Source organism: Photobacterium angustum (assembly GCF_002954615.1).
Lineage (GTDB): Bacteria > Pseudomonadota > Gammaproteobacteria > Enterobacterales > Vibrionaceae > Photobacterium > Photobacterium angustum_A.
This window is the reverse complement of record NZ_MSCJ01000003.1, coordinates 1,081,649-1,098,713: the sequence shown is the minus strand read 5'-3', so window position 1 is coordinate 1,098,713 and position 17,065 is coordinate 1,081,649. Positions and strand designations below refer to the sequence as shown.

The following is a 17,065-nucleotide window of genomic DNA, read 5'->3' as shown; positions in this document are numbered from 1 at the left end:
TGCTGATTATTTTGTGAAATAAAATGTAATACTTTCTGTTATGTGTGATCTTTATTGCTTAATTGGTGAAGATCTTAGGTTACACTAAATACAATTCTGTCATCGTAAAAGAGTGAGTCATGTCGGTACTTATAGCAATCGCATTAACAACAGGAATTTTATCTGGAATTTGGGGTTGGGTAGCAGTATCTCTGGGCCTATTAAGCTGGGGGGGATTTCTTGGATGCACGACATATTTTGCTCTTCAACGCGATGGTATTAAAGGCGTTGGGTTAAGCATTGCAACAAACTTAAGCGGTGTTTTTTGGGCGATGGTGATCATTAAGTTATCATCTTTAGTTAACCTTGAAATTATTGGTTACGTTGTCACAGCTCTAGTTGCTTTTATGATGTGTGCACAAGCAAATAAATCATGGTTATCTTTTATACCTGGCACCTTTATAGGTTCATGCGCAACGTTTGCTGCAAATGGTAATTGGCAATTGGTTATACCATCATTGGTTGTGGGTGTAGTATTTGGCTATTTAATGAAGAGTTCTGGTTTATGGCTACACGCGAAACTCGCAGAAAAAAAAACGGCTCGCGCTGAAACAGATATTCCGATTACTCAAGACTAAGTAAACAATCTTAAATATTGTTCTTATCGTTATTAAAAATGCCGCTAGATTTATGCTTAAAAAAGCGATAAATCAGCGGCATTGTTATATGTAATAATAAATTTAGATTTGTTCTATCTACGATGTATTAGCTATGGCTAGGCACAAAAATACCATTACGATCTACACACAATTTTTTCAATGCTGGACGGTGTTGGTCTTTAGGCGCTAATACACAAACACGCATGCCTTCATTTAGTAACTCTTTCGCACGAGCTATAACGTTCTCATGTTCGTAGCTTTCACGGTCTGCATCTCGACGGCAAAGGTCGACAAAAATATCATTCTTCCCTTCAGGGTAGAGAACAAATTCTGATTGTTGCATCAAACGTAATGCTTTCAGTGTTAATAATTCAGGATCGTTACCCGTTTCAATTAAATACAAGTTAGCACCTGTATCTTGGTATGATGTTAATAATCCACTAAAAGCCTGTTCTAATTCTTGCTCTGTTGTTGCTGTTTCAACTGCAGGTAAACGGAAAAAAGCCTCCCAGAACTTTCTACGTTCATCAACGGTTTTATAATGCTGTTTTATTCGAGTACGCTGCTGACCTGAGTAATGAGCTAATAAGCTTAAGTTTTGCGGCAATTGTGTTTCGAAACGTTCTCGTAAATAACGGACTAGCACAGGTGATGCGCCACCACTTGAAATGGCAACTTGCATTGGTGAACGATCAATCATGGATGGCGTTATAAAATCACAGTATGCAGGGTCATCAACAACATTTGTCCATATCTTTAATGCATTAGCATCATGATAAACTTGGTGGTTGAGTTCACGAGAATCGGTTGTCGCCCAAACTTGGTCAAACTGTGTAAGAAGTGACTTTTCGTAACGTGCTTTTAGATATTCAAATTTACCTTCATCGAGTAGTGATACAAGGTGAGGGTGAAGATCTGGAGAGACAAGCGTAATGTTAGCTTGCGCTTTAAGTAATAAATCTACTTTTCGGCAGGCGACTTCACCACCACCCACGACTAATACTTTTTTATGGGTTAACTTTAGAAAAACAGGGAAAAAATCCATTTCGTATATCCGTTAAATCGCTCATTTTTATTTTGAGCTGTGCAACAAGCTAATGTTTACAAAGAAATCAATTACTTCATAAGGTTACTAATTTAGTACCATGAAAAGATTATTAAGAGCAAGTTTAACATTGTAATCATTTTGCTGTGTTTAGTTACCTTGGTTTCGACGATAGTAAAATATGAGAAGAGTAAGTAGCAGGCTGTAAAAAGTTATCGCGCCGCCACTTTCTGTGTGTTCTGCTGCCGCAGTTACGACAATTTTCGTATTGTCTCTATTACTTGAAGCATCTTTTATTACGGCAAAAGGATCGATATTCAGCGTTGGTTGTAATGAGGAATCATTAAGTGTGAATGTTGAATTATCATAATATTGTATTTGTTGTTCTATCCAATCTCGATGGGTAGAAACCTGAGTATATTGCCCAGTAAGCTGATTATATTGGTTTTCTGGATTGTCATTTCGAGTTGAACATTTTGCCCCATTACTGGTTAACCCGATTAATCGAATGCCTTTATCACTATCAGATACTGCTTGATGGTTTTGCCAGATAAGCGGGCCGCCAGAATCACCGCTACATACATCTTTAATTAAGCCATTAATGTTTGAATCTGCGCAGACAATATGTTCATTACCGATATTGAGCCCTACGCATTGACTATCAGGAACACCCGCTAAACTAATTACCTGTAATGTTGTTGGATAACCTTTTCTAAGTGTGTCTCCCCAACCAGAAGCAATAGCAGTGACAGGAGAATCCATATTTGTCGCCCAAGAATTACTGAATGTAATATCAGCCATGATTTGTTCATTAGAAGTCGCAAGCTTAATCGGTTGGGCAACGTCGTACATTGAACGATTTACGCGAAAAAGCGCTATATCATTGATAAAGTTGTCTTCATTGTAATAAGGATGGCTGATTTTCTGTACGATATTAAAAAAATGCTTTCTATCAAGATTAGTAAAATTACCATCTTCAATCAGACTAGTACCAACAATGGCAATATCACCAATGTCTGATGAGTTGCAGTGTGCTGCTGTTAATAACCAATATTCACTTATCACAACAGCGCCACAGCTAACACTATCAAACCCTTTTTGTTTTAATGCTGCTTGCCAAGGGATCAGCTGTGAATCATAAAGGGTAGCATCGGTACCATTAATGGCTTTTGCTATTGCTTGTGTATTAACTGTTGTATGCGCCAACACAAGAGATTGGTAACTAAAAACAATGAAAATACCGACTAAGTACGTTAATTTTTTTACCCATAAATGCAATGTCATGTGCAGCTCCGCCTTGAACTGTTGTTTATTAAAGCGTAGCTATAACGATTCAAAAAATTACCAATAATGTGTCATTAATCGCAAAAAAATGAGTTTGTATTAATTTAGATACACAATATTGATAACTGAACTCCAGAAAAGTTGTGTGGAGGAATTTAGAATACGCATTATGTTTAAATCTTTTATTGGTTTTGGTGTTGCGGGCAACTTTGCAGGGCATTTAGAACAAGCGGGTGAAGCGAGGGATTTTTTAAATGTCGAAGTAAAAGAAGAAGTTCAGCCCAAAGGCATTTTTCCATTTTATGTCCCTTCTAATACAAATTCATTCCTTAACGTATACCCACTTTCATCTACGCGTATTACGCCACCAAACAATGCTGATAATCTACAGATTGAGCCTGAAGTTGCGATTGTTTGTGATATTGAATATCAACAACAAGGTAATGGTGAAATTAATGTCGTTGGTTTAACTCCACGTCAGTTTGCAGCGTATAACGATTGTTCTATTAGAAAGCCTGATGCGAATAAAATTAGTGAGAAAAAGAATTGGGGAGCAAACAGTAAAGGGATTTCAGAAACCTTGATTGATATCGACCATTTCCAAACCGGTGGGATATTAGATCGTTACCGTATCGCAAGTTTTCATCGATCTAATGGTCAACTTCATTGCTATGGTGAAGATAGCCCAGTAGTTGGATATAGCTACTTTTATCAAAAGCTGCTTGATTGGGTAATTGAACGAATGAATCACCAGCAGGATGTAGGGCCAACTGAAAATATTAATGCACTGTTAAATCAAGCCGATCATCCAAAGGAAGCCATTATTAGTATTGGTGCAACTCGTTATACGCCATACGGAGAAACACATTTCTTGCAATCAGGCGATACCAGTATTGTGGTTGTTTATGATGGCATTTTATATAGCAGCAATGATGTACTCCGCATGGCTGAAAACAATGATTGGCAAAGTGATGGGCTATCAGTATTGGTACAAACCGTTGATTAAGTAGTAAAATTAAATCTGATTAATAGCTTAAACAAAGGATTCGTCATGTCGACATCAGTACCACATCAAGACTTAGTGTCAGTGCAATGGTTACATCAAGCATTAGCGAATAATGCACAGGACAATCTTGTCGTATTAGATGCTACGTCTTTTATGCCAGGCGTTGATCGTGATCCAGAGCAAGAGCTGATTGAACAACGTATTCCTCGTACACGCTTTTTTGATTTCAATAACAAGCTAGCAGCTCCAGATACCGATTTACCACATATGTTACCGTCGGCGGAGCAGTTCTCACTTGAGGTAAGTAAACTAGGTATTAGTAATGATACCCATGTCGTGATTTACGATAGTTTAGGCATGTTTTCTGCCCCACGCGGCTGGTGGATGTTTAAAACGATGGGACACAATAATGTTTCTGTTTTAGATGGTGGATTACCAGCATGGATAGAAGCTGGTCTTGAACTTGAGTCAGGTGAGCTAGAAAGTATTGTCCCAATGGATTTTAACGCCGAGTTACAATCAGAATGGGTGATAGATGCTGAACACCTTAATGAATTACTCACTGATAATAAGGTTGCTGTGATTGATGCAAGACCACGCGCACGTTTCTTGGGCTCAGTGAAAGAGCCGCGTGAGGGCATTCGAAGTGGTCATATGCCAAATGCAAAAAATCTACCGTTTGGTGAATTGCTTGATAATGGTCACTTTATTGCGCTATCTGAGATAAAAGCAAAATTTGATGTGTTATCAACGCCAGAACAGCGTTTAATTTTTAGCTGTGGCTCAGGTGTTACAGCATGCATTCTAGCTTTAGCTGCAAATTTGATTGGTCGTAGAGTACTTACTGTTTATGACGGTTCTTGGACAGAATGGGGTGCAACTGAGTGTTACCCCGTTGTTAAATAAAGACCGTTAAAAGAGAAATATAAAGGCGAGCAGTATAACAGCACGATAGATAACACTGCCGCCTCTATTTGTATAGGTTATTAATGTGAGGTATTTAATTTGTAACGATCAGGCTTTCTTATCAATAGCCACATAGCCTTTATCTTTGATAATACTTTGCGCTTGGTTAGAAAGGACAAATTTAATAAATTGTTGCGCATCGTTGGCTAAGTCTTTTTGTTTAAACATCAACAAAAATGGGCGAGCAATTTTATATTTTCCTGATTCAATATTAGCTGTGGTCGGTAAAACATTATCGTACGATAGGGCTTTAACTGAATCATCAACAGAACCAAGAGATACATAGCCAATTGCATGTTCATTACGTGAAACTAAACTTTTCACCATGCCATTGGTACTTACCACCAGCACGCGTGGGCTGATATTAGAAACAGTAAAACCAGAAACTTGTTTGGTTAGCCCCATAAAGTGTTCAAATGAAAAGCGAGAGCCTGATGCATTTTCACGGCTTACGACTGCCATATCTAAATCTTTGCCGTTAATTGATTTCCAGTTAGTGATTTTACCTTGGTAAATACCAATAAGTTGCTCGCGCGTCAGATTTGTTACAGGGTTCGCTTTATTTACCACAAGCGCAATACCGTCATGAGCAATAGTAACGGCTTTATAATTATCATCTAACTCAGCACGCGAAATGACACGAGAGCTCATGCCTATCTCAGCAGCACCTTGCTTAACAGCATTAATACCTGCAGTTGAACCGATACCTTGAACTTCAATTGTGGTGTTTTTATGCGTTGACGAGTAGGTATCTGCAAGCACATCCATAATATGACTTACCGATGTAGATCCAACCACGGTCACTGTTTCTTTTGCTTGTACATTGAATGATATACATACGCTTAATGCTAATAAGCGAATTACTGTTTTAAGCATTTTTTACTCCATGAGCTTAGTTATTTCGAGCGTATGTTATTACGATTGTGTGACAGGAATGTGAACCTCATAACTAAAAGTTATCTGTTGGCGAGTGAATAGTCACTAGAAATAGTCACTGTGAAACGTTAATACTATGAGTGTATATGGTTAATTTCATTGCTAATATAAGATAAAATTTTGAATCAACTTAGTAAAATGCTAAAGTCGATTAATAGATATAACATTAAGTGTAGGGATTTTACGTTTAATGATTGAGGTAGGCGCCGTACAGCGTTAGTAGGAAACACACAAGGTTGGTTATATGCTTAAAATGGCAACAACAGCAACATCACCGAATAAAGCTATTTTATCTGAACGGATTCAAAAATTGATTAAAGGGCTTTCTAATGGCGTCTATGAACGTGAGGAAGTGATTAAGCTGTGTTTGCTTGCGGCATTAGCGGGAGAGAGTGTTTTTCTTTTAGGACCTCCAGGGATCGCAAAAAGTTTAATTGCAAAACGATTAATTCAAGCCTTTGACGATAGCAAATTTTTTGATTACTTGATGACACGTTTTTCAACGCCTGAAGAGGTGTTTGGACCTTTATCTATTCAAGAGTTAAAAGATAACGGTAAATACGTTCGTTTAATTGACGGTTACTTACCGACAGCGCAAGTGGTTTTTCTTGATGAAATTTGGAAAGCCGGCCCTGCTATTCTAAATACGTTATTAACAGTGGTTAATGAACGTACATTCAAAAATGGTCAAGATGTTCTGCCTGTACCTATGCGCTTGTTGATCACAGCATCTAACGAGTTACCTGATGAAGATAGTGGCCTTGATGCTTTATATGACCGAATGCTCGTTCGTGTATTCGTTAATCGTATTCAAGAGAAAAAGAACTTTAAAGCTCTATTGATGGGGGAAGGGCCAACACTACAAGAAATTGATCCTAGTCTCACTATTAAAGATGAAGAGTATGTTAACTGGCAGCAGCATATTGATGAGATCCAATTAAGTGAAGAGATCTTTGAACAAATCTTTAAGCTTAAATCAATGGTTGAAGATCATGTTAATCAAACCGATGTGATTGATAGTGACAGTGAGCTGTATATATCTGACCGACGCTGGAAAAAGTCTGTACGCCTATTAAAAGCCAGCGCGTTTTTTAATGGTCGTAGTGAAATCAACCCACTTGATTTATTACTGCTGCAAGACTGCTTATGGCATAGCCCAGAATCGCGTAATGTTATCTGTAATATCATTAATACATTCGCGTCAGAACATGCCTTTAATCAGACTCAATCAAGTTTAGACGCTAATGAAGCGGAAACTATCATTAATACGATTAACGATGATGTCGTTGATAAATTGGTTGTGTCTTTCACAAAAGAAAGCACTATGCGTAAAGAGTGGTTTAAATATAACTTTGCGACAGCAGCAAGATTTAACGTTAACAACAACCCTCGTATGATCAAATTGGTGATGCTACAGCAAAATCCATCAGTCTCGGAACAAGAGCCGGGTGATAGCCGATGGGTATACGTAGACGGCGATGAGTTTGATAAGAAAATTAGGACGGGTAAATGTGATATTTATGGTTTTGTAAATAAGAACACGCATCTGTGTCGCTTACAATTTGAAATTGACGCGCAAAACCGCCTAACTATTAAAGATATTGCTAATCGCTCGGTATTAGTTGGCATTGCAGGTAATAAAGGTATCACTGAAACTCAGCAGCAAACATGGCAAGACGGTGTTGATGTTGCCATGGCAAAAATAGTTGATTCAGAGCATAACATTAAAAAGTCACGTGCAAGTTTCCACGGAGCATTACCACATAACTTTATCAATGATGCTTTTCCTGCACTTATTGAACAAAGTTTGTGTGATGCCGCTGATAAAGTTGCAGAGCTTAAAGGACTTGTCGAAAAGAGTGCATTTCGAATTACCCACCTTTCTGAATATTTTGCCAAATAATGCTTGTTGTTAAGCAGTCTATCGTTGGGTGTAATCAACACCTAACGTTAGGCACGAAAAAGGAGAATCGCGTATGCCAGTCTCTGAAGGATTAAACTTCGCATTGATGCTTGCTGAATCAGGCGTTATTGATAGTGCTGTTCATGAAGTCATGGTACGTCCGCAGTTATTAATGGCGGCAGAATCTAGCCCTGGTGTTAAAACAGCGATGAAAAACCAAGTCATGAAATGGCGAGGACAAATGATCCGTCAAACCGCTAAAGGGACGGTAGTAGAACGGTTTCATGATGAAATAGAGCTTTATCAACAAGTCTGTAAATGGGATCAAGATTATTTTATCGAGCATGCTGATGAAGTCGTAAAAAAATTGGAAGGGCAGTCTTCGTTTTATTTCAAAGCAAAAAATCTTGTTGCTAAAGAACATCAGAAACATAACCCGATGTTTCAACGCTTCTTTTGTGACAAATGGTATGAGTATATTGCTTATGCCTTAAAAGAAGCGCAAGAATCTGAAATTGAAGAAAATAAAGAAGAGCTGTTGAAAGACTTGTATCAACGTATTGAAACGTTAAAGCAAGTGGAAGAGGTAACAGAAGCTGGCGATGAGAAAAAGGCTGGCCGTTTATGGGATATGGCAAAAGCGAAATTGACACAGACTGATGTCGATGTCATGAAGAAAATTGCAAAGTTTTTGAAAAACAATAATGGCTTGCAAGATATCGCTGAGAAGTTAGGGCGTATGGCAAGTGAAGTCGATGATCCTAATAAAGAGCGCGTAAAAGCAGAAGAACTTAAGCTGGTGGAAGAAAAAAGTGACAATGTCACCGATGATATTGTCGGGATCCATGAAAGTGACGATCTCGCCAAGCTTTTACCTAATGAAGCAATGTTTTTAGCCTATCCTGAATTGGAAGTGGTGTTCTATAAACACTTAGCCGATAAACGCTTAATGAATTACCGTATGCAAGGTACGCAGCGTAAACTACGCAAGGTAAAAGCGTATAAGCGACAAACCAAACAGGTGGATCAAGATAAAGGTCCATTTATTGTTTGTATTGATGCTTCAGGTTCTATGTCGGGTTTCCCTGAAAATTGTGCTAAAGCACTGGCTTATGGCTTGATGCAAATAGCGCTTGCTGATGAGCGTGATTGTTATGTCATTATGTTTTCAACTCAACAGATTACGTACGAGTTGACTAAGCAAGATGGGTTAAGCGAAGTGGTTAACTTTTTATCTTATTCATTCCATGGCGGCACGGATCTTGGTCCTGTATTAGATCAATCGATTGATTTGATGAGCGACGGTAAATATAAAAACGCTGATCTCGTGGTGTTATCTGACTTTATTGCACCCAGCCAGCCTGAGGCTATGCTGAGTCGAGTAGAAAAACTGAAAGCCCAGAAGAACCGTTTTCATGCCGTTAACCTGTCAAAATATGGTAATCCAGAACTTTTAGAGATGTTCGATCATTGTTGGTCTTACCATCCATCTAAATTGAGTCAACTAGGTAAATTATTCCGAATTCGTTAATAGTTACATTATTCGCGTTATAGCTTAATTCTGTAACGCTATAGCGTGAATAACTGTTTTATTCTTTGTATGTTTAGCACTATTTGATTTTAAAGTACTCAAGTAATGCATTACGCCATTCATTACTCTGCCTAAATTGTAATAATTCTCGGTTTACTGATTCTTCATAAGGGCTTTGTTCTATTAACGCGATACCATAATTTTGTTTTTCAAATTGATAAGGTAAGACGGTTAATTTTTCATATTTACCGTTTTGTTGCGCTATCTTTATTTCATACTTAACGATTGCATCATCATTGACAGCAGCATCTATTTCTCCACGCTCTAAAGCATCCAACATTTCAACGACTGTGTCGTATTGACGATGAGTAATACTGTGACGAGTTAAAAATTGCGACGAAGTTGAAGCGGTCTTTGCACCAGTACTAACATTCGCTAAATCGTTGGGGCTTTTTATATCGCTATTAATTAATCCGATAGTAAATGTACTCGCCAAAACTGCGGTTATGCTGGCAATAAATAGCGTAGTGAAAACCGCAAGTCCAACCGTTAACACTCGTCCTGTTAATGTTTTAAATTCGTAATAATTGAAAGGGCCTTTAGTTATAAATAATAAGCCTAAAATAAATCCTTCAATTAACTGTGCGGGTCTTGATCGCATCGAGTAAAGCTTGTCATTAACACGGTGCTCTAATAAATAATATAAACCGCCTACTATTGCCGCAGCCGTGATGAAAATAGCAATAATTGTTAAGAGATGTCTGTTAGTAATAATACTTTTAAATGTATCGAAATGACTTGCAGATTTAACGACAATTGCAAGGTGTGTTTCATAGAATGAGTGCGAAAAATCAATGATTTGTTCTCGCTCTGGTGTAATCGATAAACACGACAATCCAATGTCGATTTCTTTCGCTGCAACTGCTTTTAATAGGTCTTTCAAAGGGTAATTTTTGAAGGTGTAGGGTAGCTCTAATTTTTCTGCTATTTGTTGCCACAGTAAAATACTTAATCCTGTATATTCACCAAATTGATCTTGCATAACAAAAGGTGGGCAAATATAAGTTCCGATGACCAGTTCTTTGTTACTGGGTGAGGATGAGATCGTTGGCAGATCTCGCGATGTATCAACAGCTTGATGGTTTGTCTTTGAGGTATCCGTTATTGCTGTCATTTGTGTATTTGCGATGGCGCTATGTGAATAACTTCCTGCAAAAAGAATGATAAATAGAACGAGTAAAAGTAGGTGATGATATATAGCAAGGCGTGGAGAACAGTAAATAACAAGAGTATTTGCTTGCGGCATTATTAACTATCCTTTTGTTGTTTTTATTCTTAAGTATAAATCCTTTCTCTTGTTTTGAGGGGCTGCCTTGTGACACTCATAAGGTAAGGCTTCAATTTTAAGAAAACTAATTCCTTTTGTTACACGTATAGTTAAATAACCAACTGTTTATTATATCAGTCTCAATCGTTAGAGCTTTTATTCATTTATTTGTGGGTGAAGCGTATGAAAACGTTTATTCAATACTTACTGCTAAGCCTTATTATTTTCTGTTCACCAGTAGTAGCCCAAGATGTGTGGGTGATAAATATAAAAGGAGGGATTGGACCTGCTACAAGCGATTACGTGACGCGTGAAATATCCGAAGCACAAAAAAATAACGCAGCGATGATTATCTTACAAGTTGATACTCCTGGTGGTTTAGACTCTTCCATGCGGCAAATTATTCAGGCTATTACGGTTTCTCCAGTACCCGTTGCAACATGGGTGGGTCCATCAGGATCTCGAGCTGCAAGTGCCGGTACTTACATATTATTGGCAAGCCATATTGCATCTATGGCAAATGGTACAAATTTAGGTGCTGCAACACCGGTATCCATTGGTGGAGGAAACGCAGGTGAGTCGCCGTTTAATGGTGATAAAAGTGATGAGCAATCTAAAAGTGAGGATGAAGTAAAAAGTAGTGAGGGATCAGACCAATCATCTAAACAACCAGCTGCGATTAAAAGTGGTTCCGCTATGGAAAATAAAGTGATGAACGATGCAGCGGCTTATATCGAAAGTTTGGCCAAATTACATAATCGTAATGCTGAATGGGCAGTTAAAGCGGTAACAGAATCTGCAAGCATTAGCGCAGAAACGGCATTGCAGAAGAACGTGATTGATTTCATTGCTCAAGATGTAGCAAAGGTAGTAGAAAAATCCAATGGTAGGATGGTGAAACTAAATGGCGTAGAAACACCAATTGAGCTAAGTAATGTACGTTTTATTGAACGAGAGCAAGACTGGCGTTTTAAGTTGTTATCAGTTCTAACAAATCCAAATGTTGCGTATATTTTAATGCTGATCGGCATGTATGGGTTGTTACTGGAGTTTTATAATCCCGGAGTCGGATTACCTGGGGTGCTTGGTGGGATCTGTTTTGTACTGGCGATGTATTCGCTTCAAATGTTACCGATCAGCTACGCAGGCCTAGCACTGATTATTCTAGGTGTCATGTTAATGGTTGCTGAAGCCTTTAGTCCAAGTTTCGGTATATTAGGTTTAGGGGGCATAGTGTCATTTGCACTAGGCTCGGTTATGTTAATGGATACCGATCTTCCTGGTTATCAAATCGCAGTACCACTGATAATAGGTTTTACCGCGGTATCTGCAGCCTTCTTCTTTATTATTCTTACCATGTTGGTTAAATCACGCAAAAAGCCTGTTGTAACAGGAATCAGTACATTAATAGGTCAGAAAGCGACAGTGATGTATGTGGACAATGAAGCGGGTAAATATCGAGTATTAGTTGAAGGTGAAATATGGCAAGCAACCAGCACTGGGGTTTTTCATAAAGGGGATACGGTAATTGTGACTGCAATTCGTGGGTTATGGCTCGAAATTGATCCCTAACTAATTGGCTAATAAAGACATTGTAAGGAGAGTACTATGGTTACTTATTCCATTGCGATTATTGTCGTGCTGGTGGTTATATTAATTATCAGCATGTTTAAGGTCTTACGAGAGTATGAAAGGGCTGTTGTATTTCTCCTTGGGCGTTTCTATGACGTAAAAGGGCCGGGGTTGGTCATTATTGTGCCGTTTGTACAACAAATGGTGCGAGTTGATCTACGTACTATTGTGCTTGATGTGCCCACTCAAGATTTAATAACCCGTGATAATGTATCTGTACATGTAAATGCTGTTGTTTATTTTAAAGTGGTTGATCCAAAAATGGCGATCAACAATGTAGAGAATTATTTAGAAGCGACCAGTCAACTGTCACAAACAACGCTTCGTTCTGTACTTGGTCAACATGAATTGGATGAGTTATTGTCTGCACGAGAGGAACTAAATCGTGGTCTTCAAGGTATTCTTGATCAACATACTGATAATTGGGGAATAAAAATCGCCAATGTTGAGATAAAACATGTTGATTTAGATGACAGTATGGTTAGAGCCTTAGCAAGACAAGCTGAAGCTGAGCGTTCACGTCGTGCAAAAGTCATTCATGCGACAGGTGAGTTAGAAGCATCGGTAAAATTACAGCAGGCTGCTAATGAGTTAAATAAATCGCCAAACGCGATTCAATTACGTTATTTTCAAACCCTAACAGAAGTCGCCAATGAACGTACATCGACTATCGTTTTCCCACTGCCAATTAATTTAATTGATAAGTTAACGGCAGATGATGTGTCAGAAATGGCTAAAATTAAATTACAAGGTTTAGACCGCAGTAAGGAAGAGTAAAGAGAGTGTTGTGTTATTAAGTGTTGATAAGGTGATAAAGAAATAGACAATTTGGGAATTATTCAATTATTAGACACTTAAACGCTAAGTTTATCATCGATAAGCATGTACAATGCTGCGCTTTGATAAGATCCAATTCTGCGAGAAGCAAAGATGACCCAAAAGAAAAACGCACAGCCTAAGCAAGGCTTACACCCACGTAACCCACATCGTGCGCGTTATGATTTTGCGACACTAATTAAAGCAACCCCAGAGTTAGATCAGCATGTTAGCGAAAATGCTTATGGTGATCTTTCTGTAAACTTCTCCGATCCACTCGCAGTTAAAACATTAAACAAAGCGTTATTAAAGCATTTTTATCAAGTGGATCATTGGGATATTCCTGCTGGTTTTTTATGTCCTCCAATTCCTGGTCGTGCCGACTATTTGCATTACATTGCTGATTTATTAGCGCAATCTAACGAAGGGGCGATTCCTCAAGGTAAAGGTATTCGTGGTTTAGACATTGGTATCGGTGCAAACTGCGTCTACCCAATTATTGGACATCGTGTTTATGGCTGGCAATTTGTTGGTTCAGAGATCGATCCTCTTGCTGTGAAATCAGCAAAATTCATTGCAGGTAACAATCCACGTTTAAAAGGCGCTATTCAAATTCGTCTACAAAAGAATGCTGATAATATCTTTACAGATACGATCAATGATGAAGAAGTGTTTGATTTTACGTTATGTAATCCGCCATTCCATAGCTCTGAAGAAGAAGCAATGGCAGGTTCTGAACGAAAAGTTCGTAACCTTGCAGCAAATGCGAATAAGAAACAACAAGCTCGTTCTCGCGGTAAAGTATCGCCTGCTTTTAATAATGCGAAGTCATCAACAACACCTGTATTAAACTTTGGTGGTCAAAAAGCTGAATTGTGGTGTAAAGGCGGTGAAGTCGGTTTTATCAAAAAAATGATCAACCAAAGTGCAAGTAAGTCTACACAGTGCTTCTGGTTTACAACCTTAGTATCGAAGAAAGAAAACTTAGGTGTACTTTACAAGCAACTTGAGAAAGTGGGTGCGGTTTCGGTAAAAACTATTGAAATGTCACAAGGTCAAAAGATCTCACGTCTTATTGCTTGGACGTTCTTAAACGAAGAACAGCAACAAGAATGGCGCCAAGAGCGCTGGAGCTAATTTAGCTTTTGCCATAAATAAGCGATGTATTTATCAATACATCGCTTTATGATTGGTTCTCATTAATATCCAAAGTTTACACAGAATTAGAATCATAGAACATACCACTATGTTAATTTAATGTTGCTTCCTCTAGCAGTCCAATAAGCTCACTCTCTGTTTGCGGTATTCTTGCCAATTCTAATAGAGGAGAATCACGTCCTTTCAGCATATAAGCCGTATTTGTGCAGTGATCATGATGGAACCATTTACCGTTAATACAAAGATCGGTATAGCATCTTTTATCTTTTCTTAATTTCATACCACCTCCTATTTACAATAACTTAACAATAAGCTTCTTTCCAAATCATCATAATGATTTAGATCAAGTTAAAGTATTGTTAATTAAATATTAACGATAAGTGTGTTTTAAGCCTTATAGGCGCTTTCATTCGTCATCACCAATACTTATACAATAAAAAAACTTGTACAAGGTGATCTATTTGTCTACATTAATTGTACAACAAGAAATAACTGTACAACTTTGGAGGCGGGTATGGGTATCCCTGTAGGAATCAGTTCATGTGTATTAGGCGAGAAAGTACGCTTTGATGGCGGGCATAAACGTAATCGTTTTGTAGCAGAAGACTTAGCTGAATACTTCAGCTTTAGAGCGGTATGTCCTGAAATGGCTATTGGGATGTCTACGCCGCGTCCGGTGATCCGTTTACAAGATAATGGCATTGAAGTACGGCTTGTTGATAGTAAAGATAATGCTATTGATCACACAGATAAAATGAAGGCGTTCGCCGATGAAATTATACCTAGTTTTGAGTGGTTACGTGGCTATGTGGTGTGCGCTAAATCACCTTCTTGTGGTATGGAACGAGTTAAATTGTATTTAGAAAATGGTAACTCAGTACCAGGCGGATCTGTTGGTATCTATACCAAACGTCTAATGGAAGCAATGCCATGGCTACCTATTGAAGAAGATGGCCGACTATGTGATCCGGTACTGCGAGAGAATTTTATCTTCCGTGTTTATGCACTTGATGACCTCTATCGTAGTGTTGACGGTGGTATTACTCGAGGAAAAATCATTAAGTTTCATTCTCGTTACAAACTTTGCTTAATGGCACATCATCAAGAGTCTTATCGTTCGCTTGGACGCTTAGTATCGAAAATTCATGAGTGGGATGACTTAATTGAGTTCTTCTTAACTTATCGTCAGCAATTTATGGACGCTCTGAAAAACCGTGCAAGCCGTAAAAATAACACCAACGTGTTAATGCATATTCAAGGTTACTTTAAGCGTGATTTAGATAAGGATCAAAAAGCAGAGTTACGTGATGTAATTATGCGCTATCGTGAGGGAAATATTCCTTTAATCGCTCCGCTAACACTTATTAATCATCACTTAACAGTAAACCCTGATGAATATCTTGCAACGCAAGCATATTTATCTCCTTACCCTGAAAAACTAAAGCTTCGTTTCTCATTGTAATAATGAAATTAAGGGTAAATATAGTGAATCAATTCAACCCTAAAAAGTTGTTAAACAGTAAGTGGACTGCTGCAGTCCCTAAAAATAAAGAAAAACATTTTATTATTACTGAACTTGAAATTAACGAGGAAGGTAAGGTACTGCATTGCACGATGGAAGCAGTAATGTCTAAACGTGAATTTATAATTAATTGGCAAGATTTAAGAAATACTTCGTTGTGGCATCAAGGGTGGAAATAATGTGAGCAATGTTATTAATAGAAAAGATGTAACTAATCATTACAGCATTATTACATTCAATATTATTTTATAGCAATATTACCCCTAATAATTTTATGGTTTATATGGTTAAGCGTCAACGGAGTATTTATGGCGATTATAGTAGGAATAAGTGGTTGCCTTTTAGGACAACAAGTACGTTTTGACGGTGGTCATAAGCGTTTTAAATTCGCAGACGAAGAATTAAGTGATTATTTTGAGTTCAAGCCTATTTGTCCAGAGGTTGGCATTGGCATGACAATCCCACGTCCAGTTATTCGTTTATTGGATAACAGTATTGATGTGCGTTTAGTTGATAGTAAAGATAATACGCTTGATTATACGGATAAAATGAACGCATTTACTGATAAGGTTTTACCTTCATTAGAAACACTGTGTGGTTACATTGTATGTGCTAAATCGCCTTCTTGCGGTATGGAGCGAGTTAAACTTTATCTTGATAATGGTCACTCAGTACCTGGTGGTTCTGTTGGTATTTATACTAAACGCCTTATGCAGAAAATGCCTTGGTTACCGATTGAAGAAGATGGTCGCTTATGCGATCCCGTATTAAGGGAGAACTTTGTTTTTCGGGTTTATGCACTTAATGATTTATATGAGAGTATTAAAGGTGAGGACGGAATTACGAGTAATAAATTAATGAAATTCCATGCTCGTTATAAATTAGCGTTGATGGCAAACCACCCAGCAACGTACCGTAAGCTTGGTCAGTTATTAGCTAAAAGTCATCAATGGAACGATATTAATGCGTTCTTTGTAGAGTATCGTCAATTATTAATGGACGGTTTAAAGCATCGTTCAAATTGCAAAACGAATACGAATGTACTGCTACATATTCAAGGTTACTTTAAACGTAATTTAGATAAACAACAAAAAGCAGAATTACGCGATGTTATTATGCGCTATCGTGAAGGTAACCTGCCATTAATCGCACCGTTAACACTCATCAATCATCATTTAGCATTAAACCCTAATGAGTATTTATCAAAACAAGCTTATTTAGCGCCTTATCCTGAAGCATTGAAGTTACGTTATTCATTATAAATACGTATTGTGGTTTTTAAGATATAAACGCCATATGTT

Annotated in this window: 16 protein-coding genes; 11 read left to right on the top strand and 5 right to left on the bottom strand. The window is 37.9% G+C overall.

Translation table 11 applies throughout. The features are described from left to right. Positions 1–119 precede the first annotated feature (119 nt). On the top strand, positions 120–617 hold the full coding sequence (locus BTO08_RS19670) for a DUF1097 domain-containing protein (protein ID WP_105062274.1): 498 nt from the start codon (positions 120–122) through the stop codon (positions 615–617). Between the two features lie 127 nt (positions 618–744). Here BTO08_RS19670 and BTO08_RS19665 read toward each other — a convergent pair whose 3' ends face one another. Together BTO08_RS19665 and BTO08_RS19660 are read right to left on the bottom strand one after the other, a co-directional pair. Next, positions 745–1,683 (bottom strand): siroheme synthase, encoded by a 939-nt coding sequence (locus BTO08_RS19665; RefSeq protein WP_105062273.1) that lies wholly within the window; start codon positions 1,681–1,683, stop codon positions 745–747. Positions 1,684–1,833: 150 nt separating this feature from the next. After that, positions 1,834–2,967, bottom strand: coding sequence for a S1 family peptidase (locus tag BTO08_RS19660; RefSeq protein ID WP_105062272.1), 1,134 nt, complete (start codon positions 2,965–2,967; stop codon positions 1,834–1,836). A gap of 169 nt (positions 2,968–3,136) precedes the next feature. Here BTO08_RS19660 and BTO08_RS19655 point away from each other — a divergent pair, with 169 nt between their 5' ends. Together BTO08_RS19655 and BTO08_RS19650 are read left to right on the top strand one after the other, a co-directional pair. Next, the gene (locus BTO08_RS19655; RefSeq protein ID WP_105062271.1) at positions 3,137–3,973 is read left to right on the top strand and encodes a DUF5718 family protein; all 837 of its coding nucleotides are present in this window, start codon (positions 3,137–3,139) and stop codon (positions 3,971–3,973) included. Positions 3,974–4,018: 45 nt separating this feature from the next. Beyond that, positions 4,019–4,879 carry a sulfurtransferase gene (locus BTO08_RS19650; protein WP_105062270.1) on the top strand — a complete coding sequence of 287 codons (861 nt, stop codon included), beginning with the start codon at positions 4,019–4,021 and terminating at the stop codon, positions 4,877–4,879. A 108-nt stretch (positions 4,880–4,987) separates the two neighbouring features. On the opposite strand, the gene BTO08_RS19645 is transcribed toward BTO08_RS19650, so the two are convergent. Next, on the bottom strand, positions 4,988–5,815 hold the full coding sequence (locus BTO08_RS19645; protein ID WP_105062269.1) for a phosphate ABC transporter substrate-binding protein: 828 nt from the start codon (positions 5,813–5,815) through the stop codon (positions 4,988–4,990). A 304-nt stretch (positions 5,816–6,119) separates the two neighbouring features. Between BTO08_RS19645 and BTO08_RS19640 the strand changes: the two genes are divergently transcribed. Then, complete coding sequence (locus tag BTO08_RS19640; protein ID WP_105062268.1) at positions 6,120–7,778, top strand: ATPase RavA domain-containing protein; 1,659 nt, start codon at positions 6,120–6,122, stop codon at positions 7,776–7,778. Between the two features lie 73 nt (positions 7,779–7,851). Next, the gene (gene viaA, locus BTO08_RS19635; RefSeq protein ID WP_005365091.1) at positions 7,852–9,309 is read left to right on the top strand and encodes an ATPase RavA stimulator ViaA; all 1,458 of its coding nucleotides are present in this window, start codon (positions 7,852–7,854) and stop codon (positions 9,307–9,309) included. A gap of 79 nt (positions 9,310–9,388) precedes the next feature. Here the strand turns inward: viaA and BTO08_RS19630 are convergent, their stop codons facing one another. Beyond that, positions 9,389–10,615: a transporter substrate-binding domain-containing protein gene (locus BTO08_RS19630; RefSeq protein ID WP_105062267.1), complete on the bottom strand. Its 1,227-nt coding sequence runs from the start codon at positions 10,613–10,615 to the stop codon at positions 9,389–9,391. A 204-nt stretch (positions 10,616–10,819) separates the two neighbouring features. On the opposite strand from BTO08_RS19630, the gene BTO08_RS19625 reads away from it, so the two are divergent. From BTO08_RS19625 to rlmF, 3 genes are all read left to right on the top strand, one after another. Continuing rightward, a complete protein-coding gene (locus tag BTO08_RS19625; RefSeq protein ID WP_105062266.1) occupies positions 10,820–12,208 on the top strand; it encodes an NfeD family protein in 1,389 nt (462 codons plus the stop codon). Positions 12,209–12,244: 36 nt separating this feature from the next. Further along, on the top strand, positions 12,245–13,045 hold the full coding sequence (locus tag BTO08_RS19620; RefSeq protein ID WP_105062265.1) for a slipin family protein: 801 nt from the start codon (positions 12,245–12,247) through the stop codon (positions 13,043–13,045). Positions 13,046–13,198: 153 nt separating this feature from the next. Then, positions 13,199–14,221, top strand: coding sequence for a 23S rRNA (adenine(1618)-N(6))-methyltransferase RlmF (gene rlmF / locus BTO08_RS19615; protein WP_105062264.1), 1,023 nt, complete (start codon positions 13,199–13,201; stop codon positions 14,219–14,221). Positions 14,222–14,333: 112 nt separating this feature from the next. Here rlmF and BTO08_RS19610 read toward each other — a convergent pair whose 3' ends face one another. Then, complete coding sequence (locus BTO08_RS19610; protein WP_105062263.1) at positions 14,334–14,522, bottom strand: hypothetical protein; 189 nt, start codon at positions 14,520–14,522, stop codon at positions 14,334–14,336. Between the two features lie 234 nt (positions 14,523–14,756). On the opposite strand from BTO08_RS19610, the gene BTO08_RS19605 reads away from it, so the two are divergent. The 3 genes from BTO08_RS19605 (at position 14,757) to BTO08_RS19595 (ending at position 17,026) form a co-directional block, all read left to right on the top strand. Further along, the gene (locus BTO08_RS19605) at positions 14,757–15,704 is read left to right on the top strand and encodes a YbgA family protein (RefSeq protein WP_105062262.1); all 948 of its coding nucleotides are present in this window, start codon (positions 14,757–14,759) and stop codon (positions 15,702–15,704) included. Between the two features lie 23 nt (positions 15,705–15,727). Continuing rightward, entirely contained in the window at positions 15,728–15,943 is a 216-nt protein-coding gene (locus BTO08_RS19600) for a TIGR02450 family Trp-rich protein (RefSeq protein ID WP_005365110.1), read from the top strand. Positions 15,944–16,072: 129 nt separating this feature from the next. Continuing rightward, positions 16,073–17,026, top strand: coding sequence for a YbgA family protein (locus BTO08_RS19595; RefSeq protein WP_105062261.1), 954 nt, complete (start codon positions 16,073–16,075; stop codon positions 17,024–17,026). The last annotated feature ends 39 nt before the right edge of the window (positions 17,027–17,065 follow it).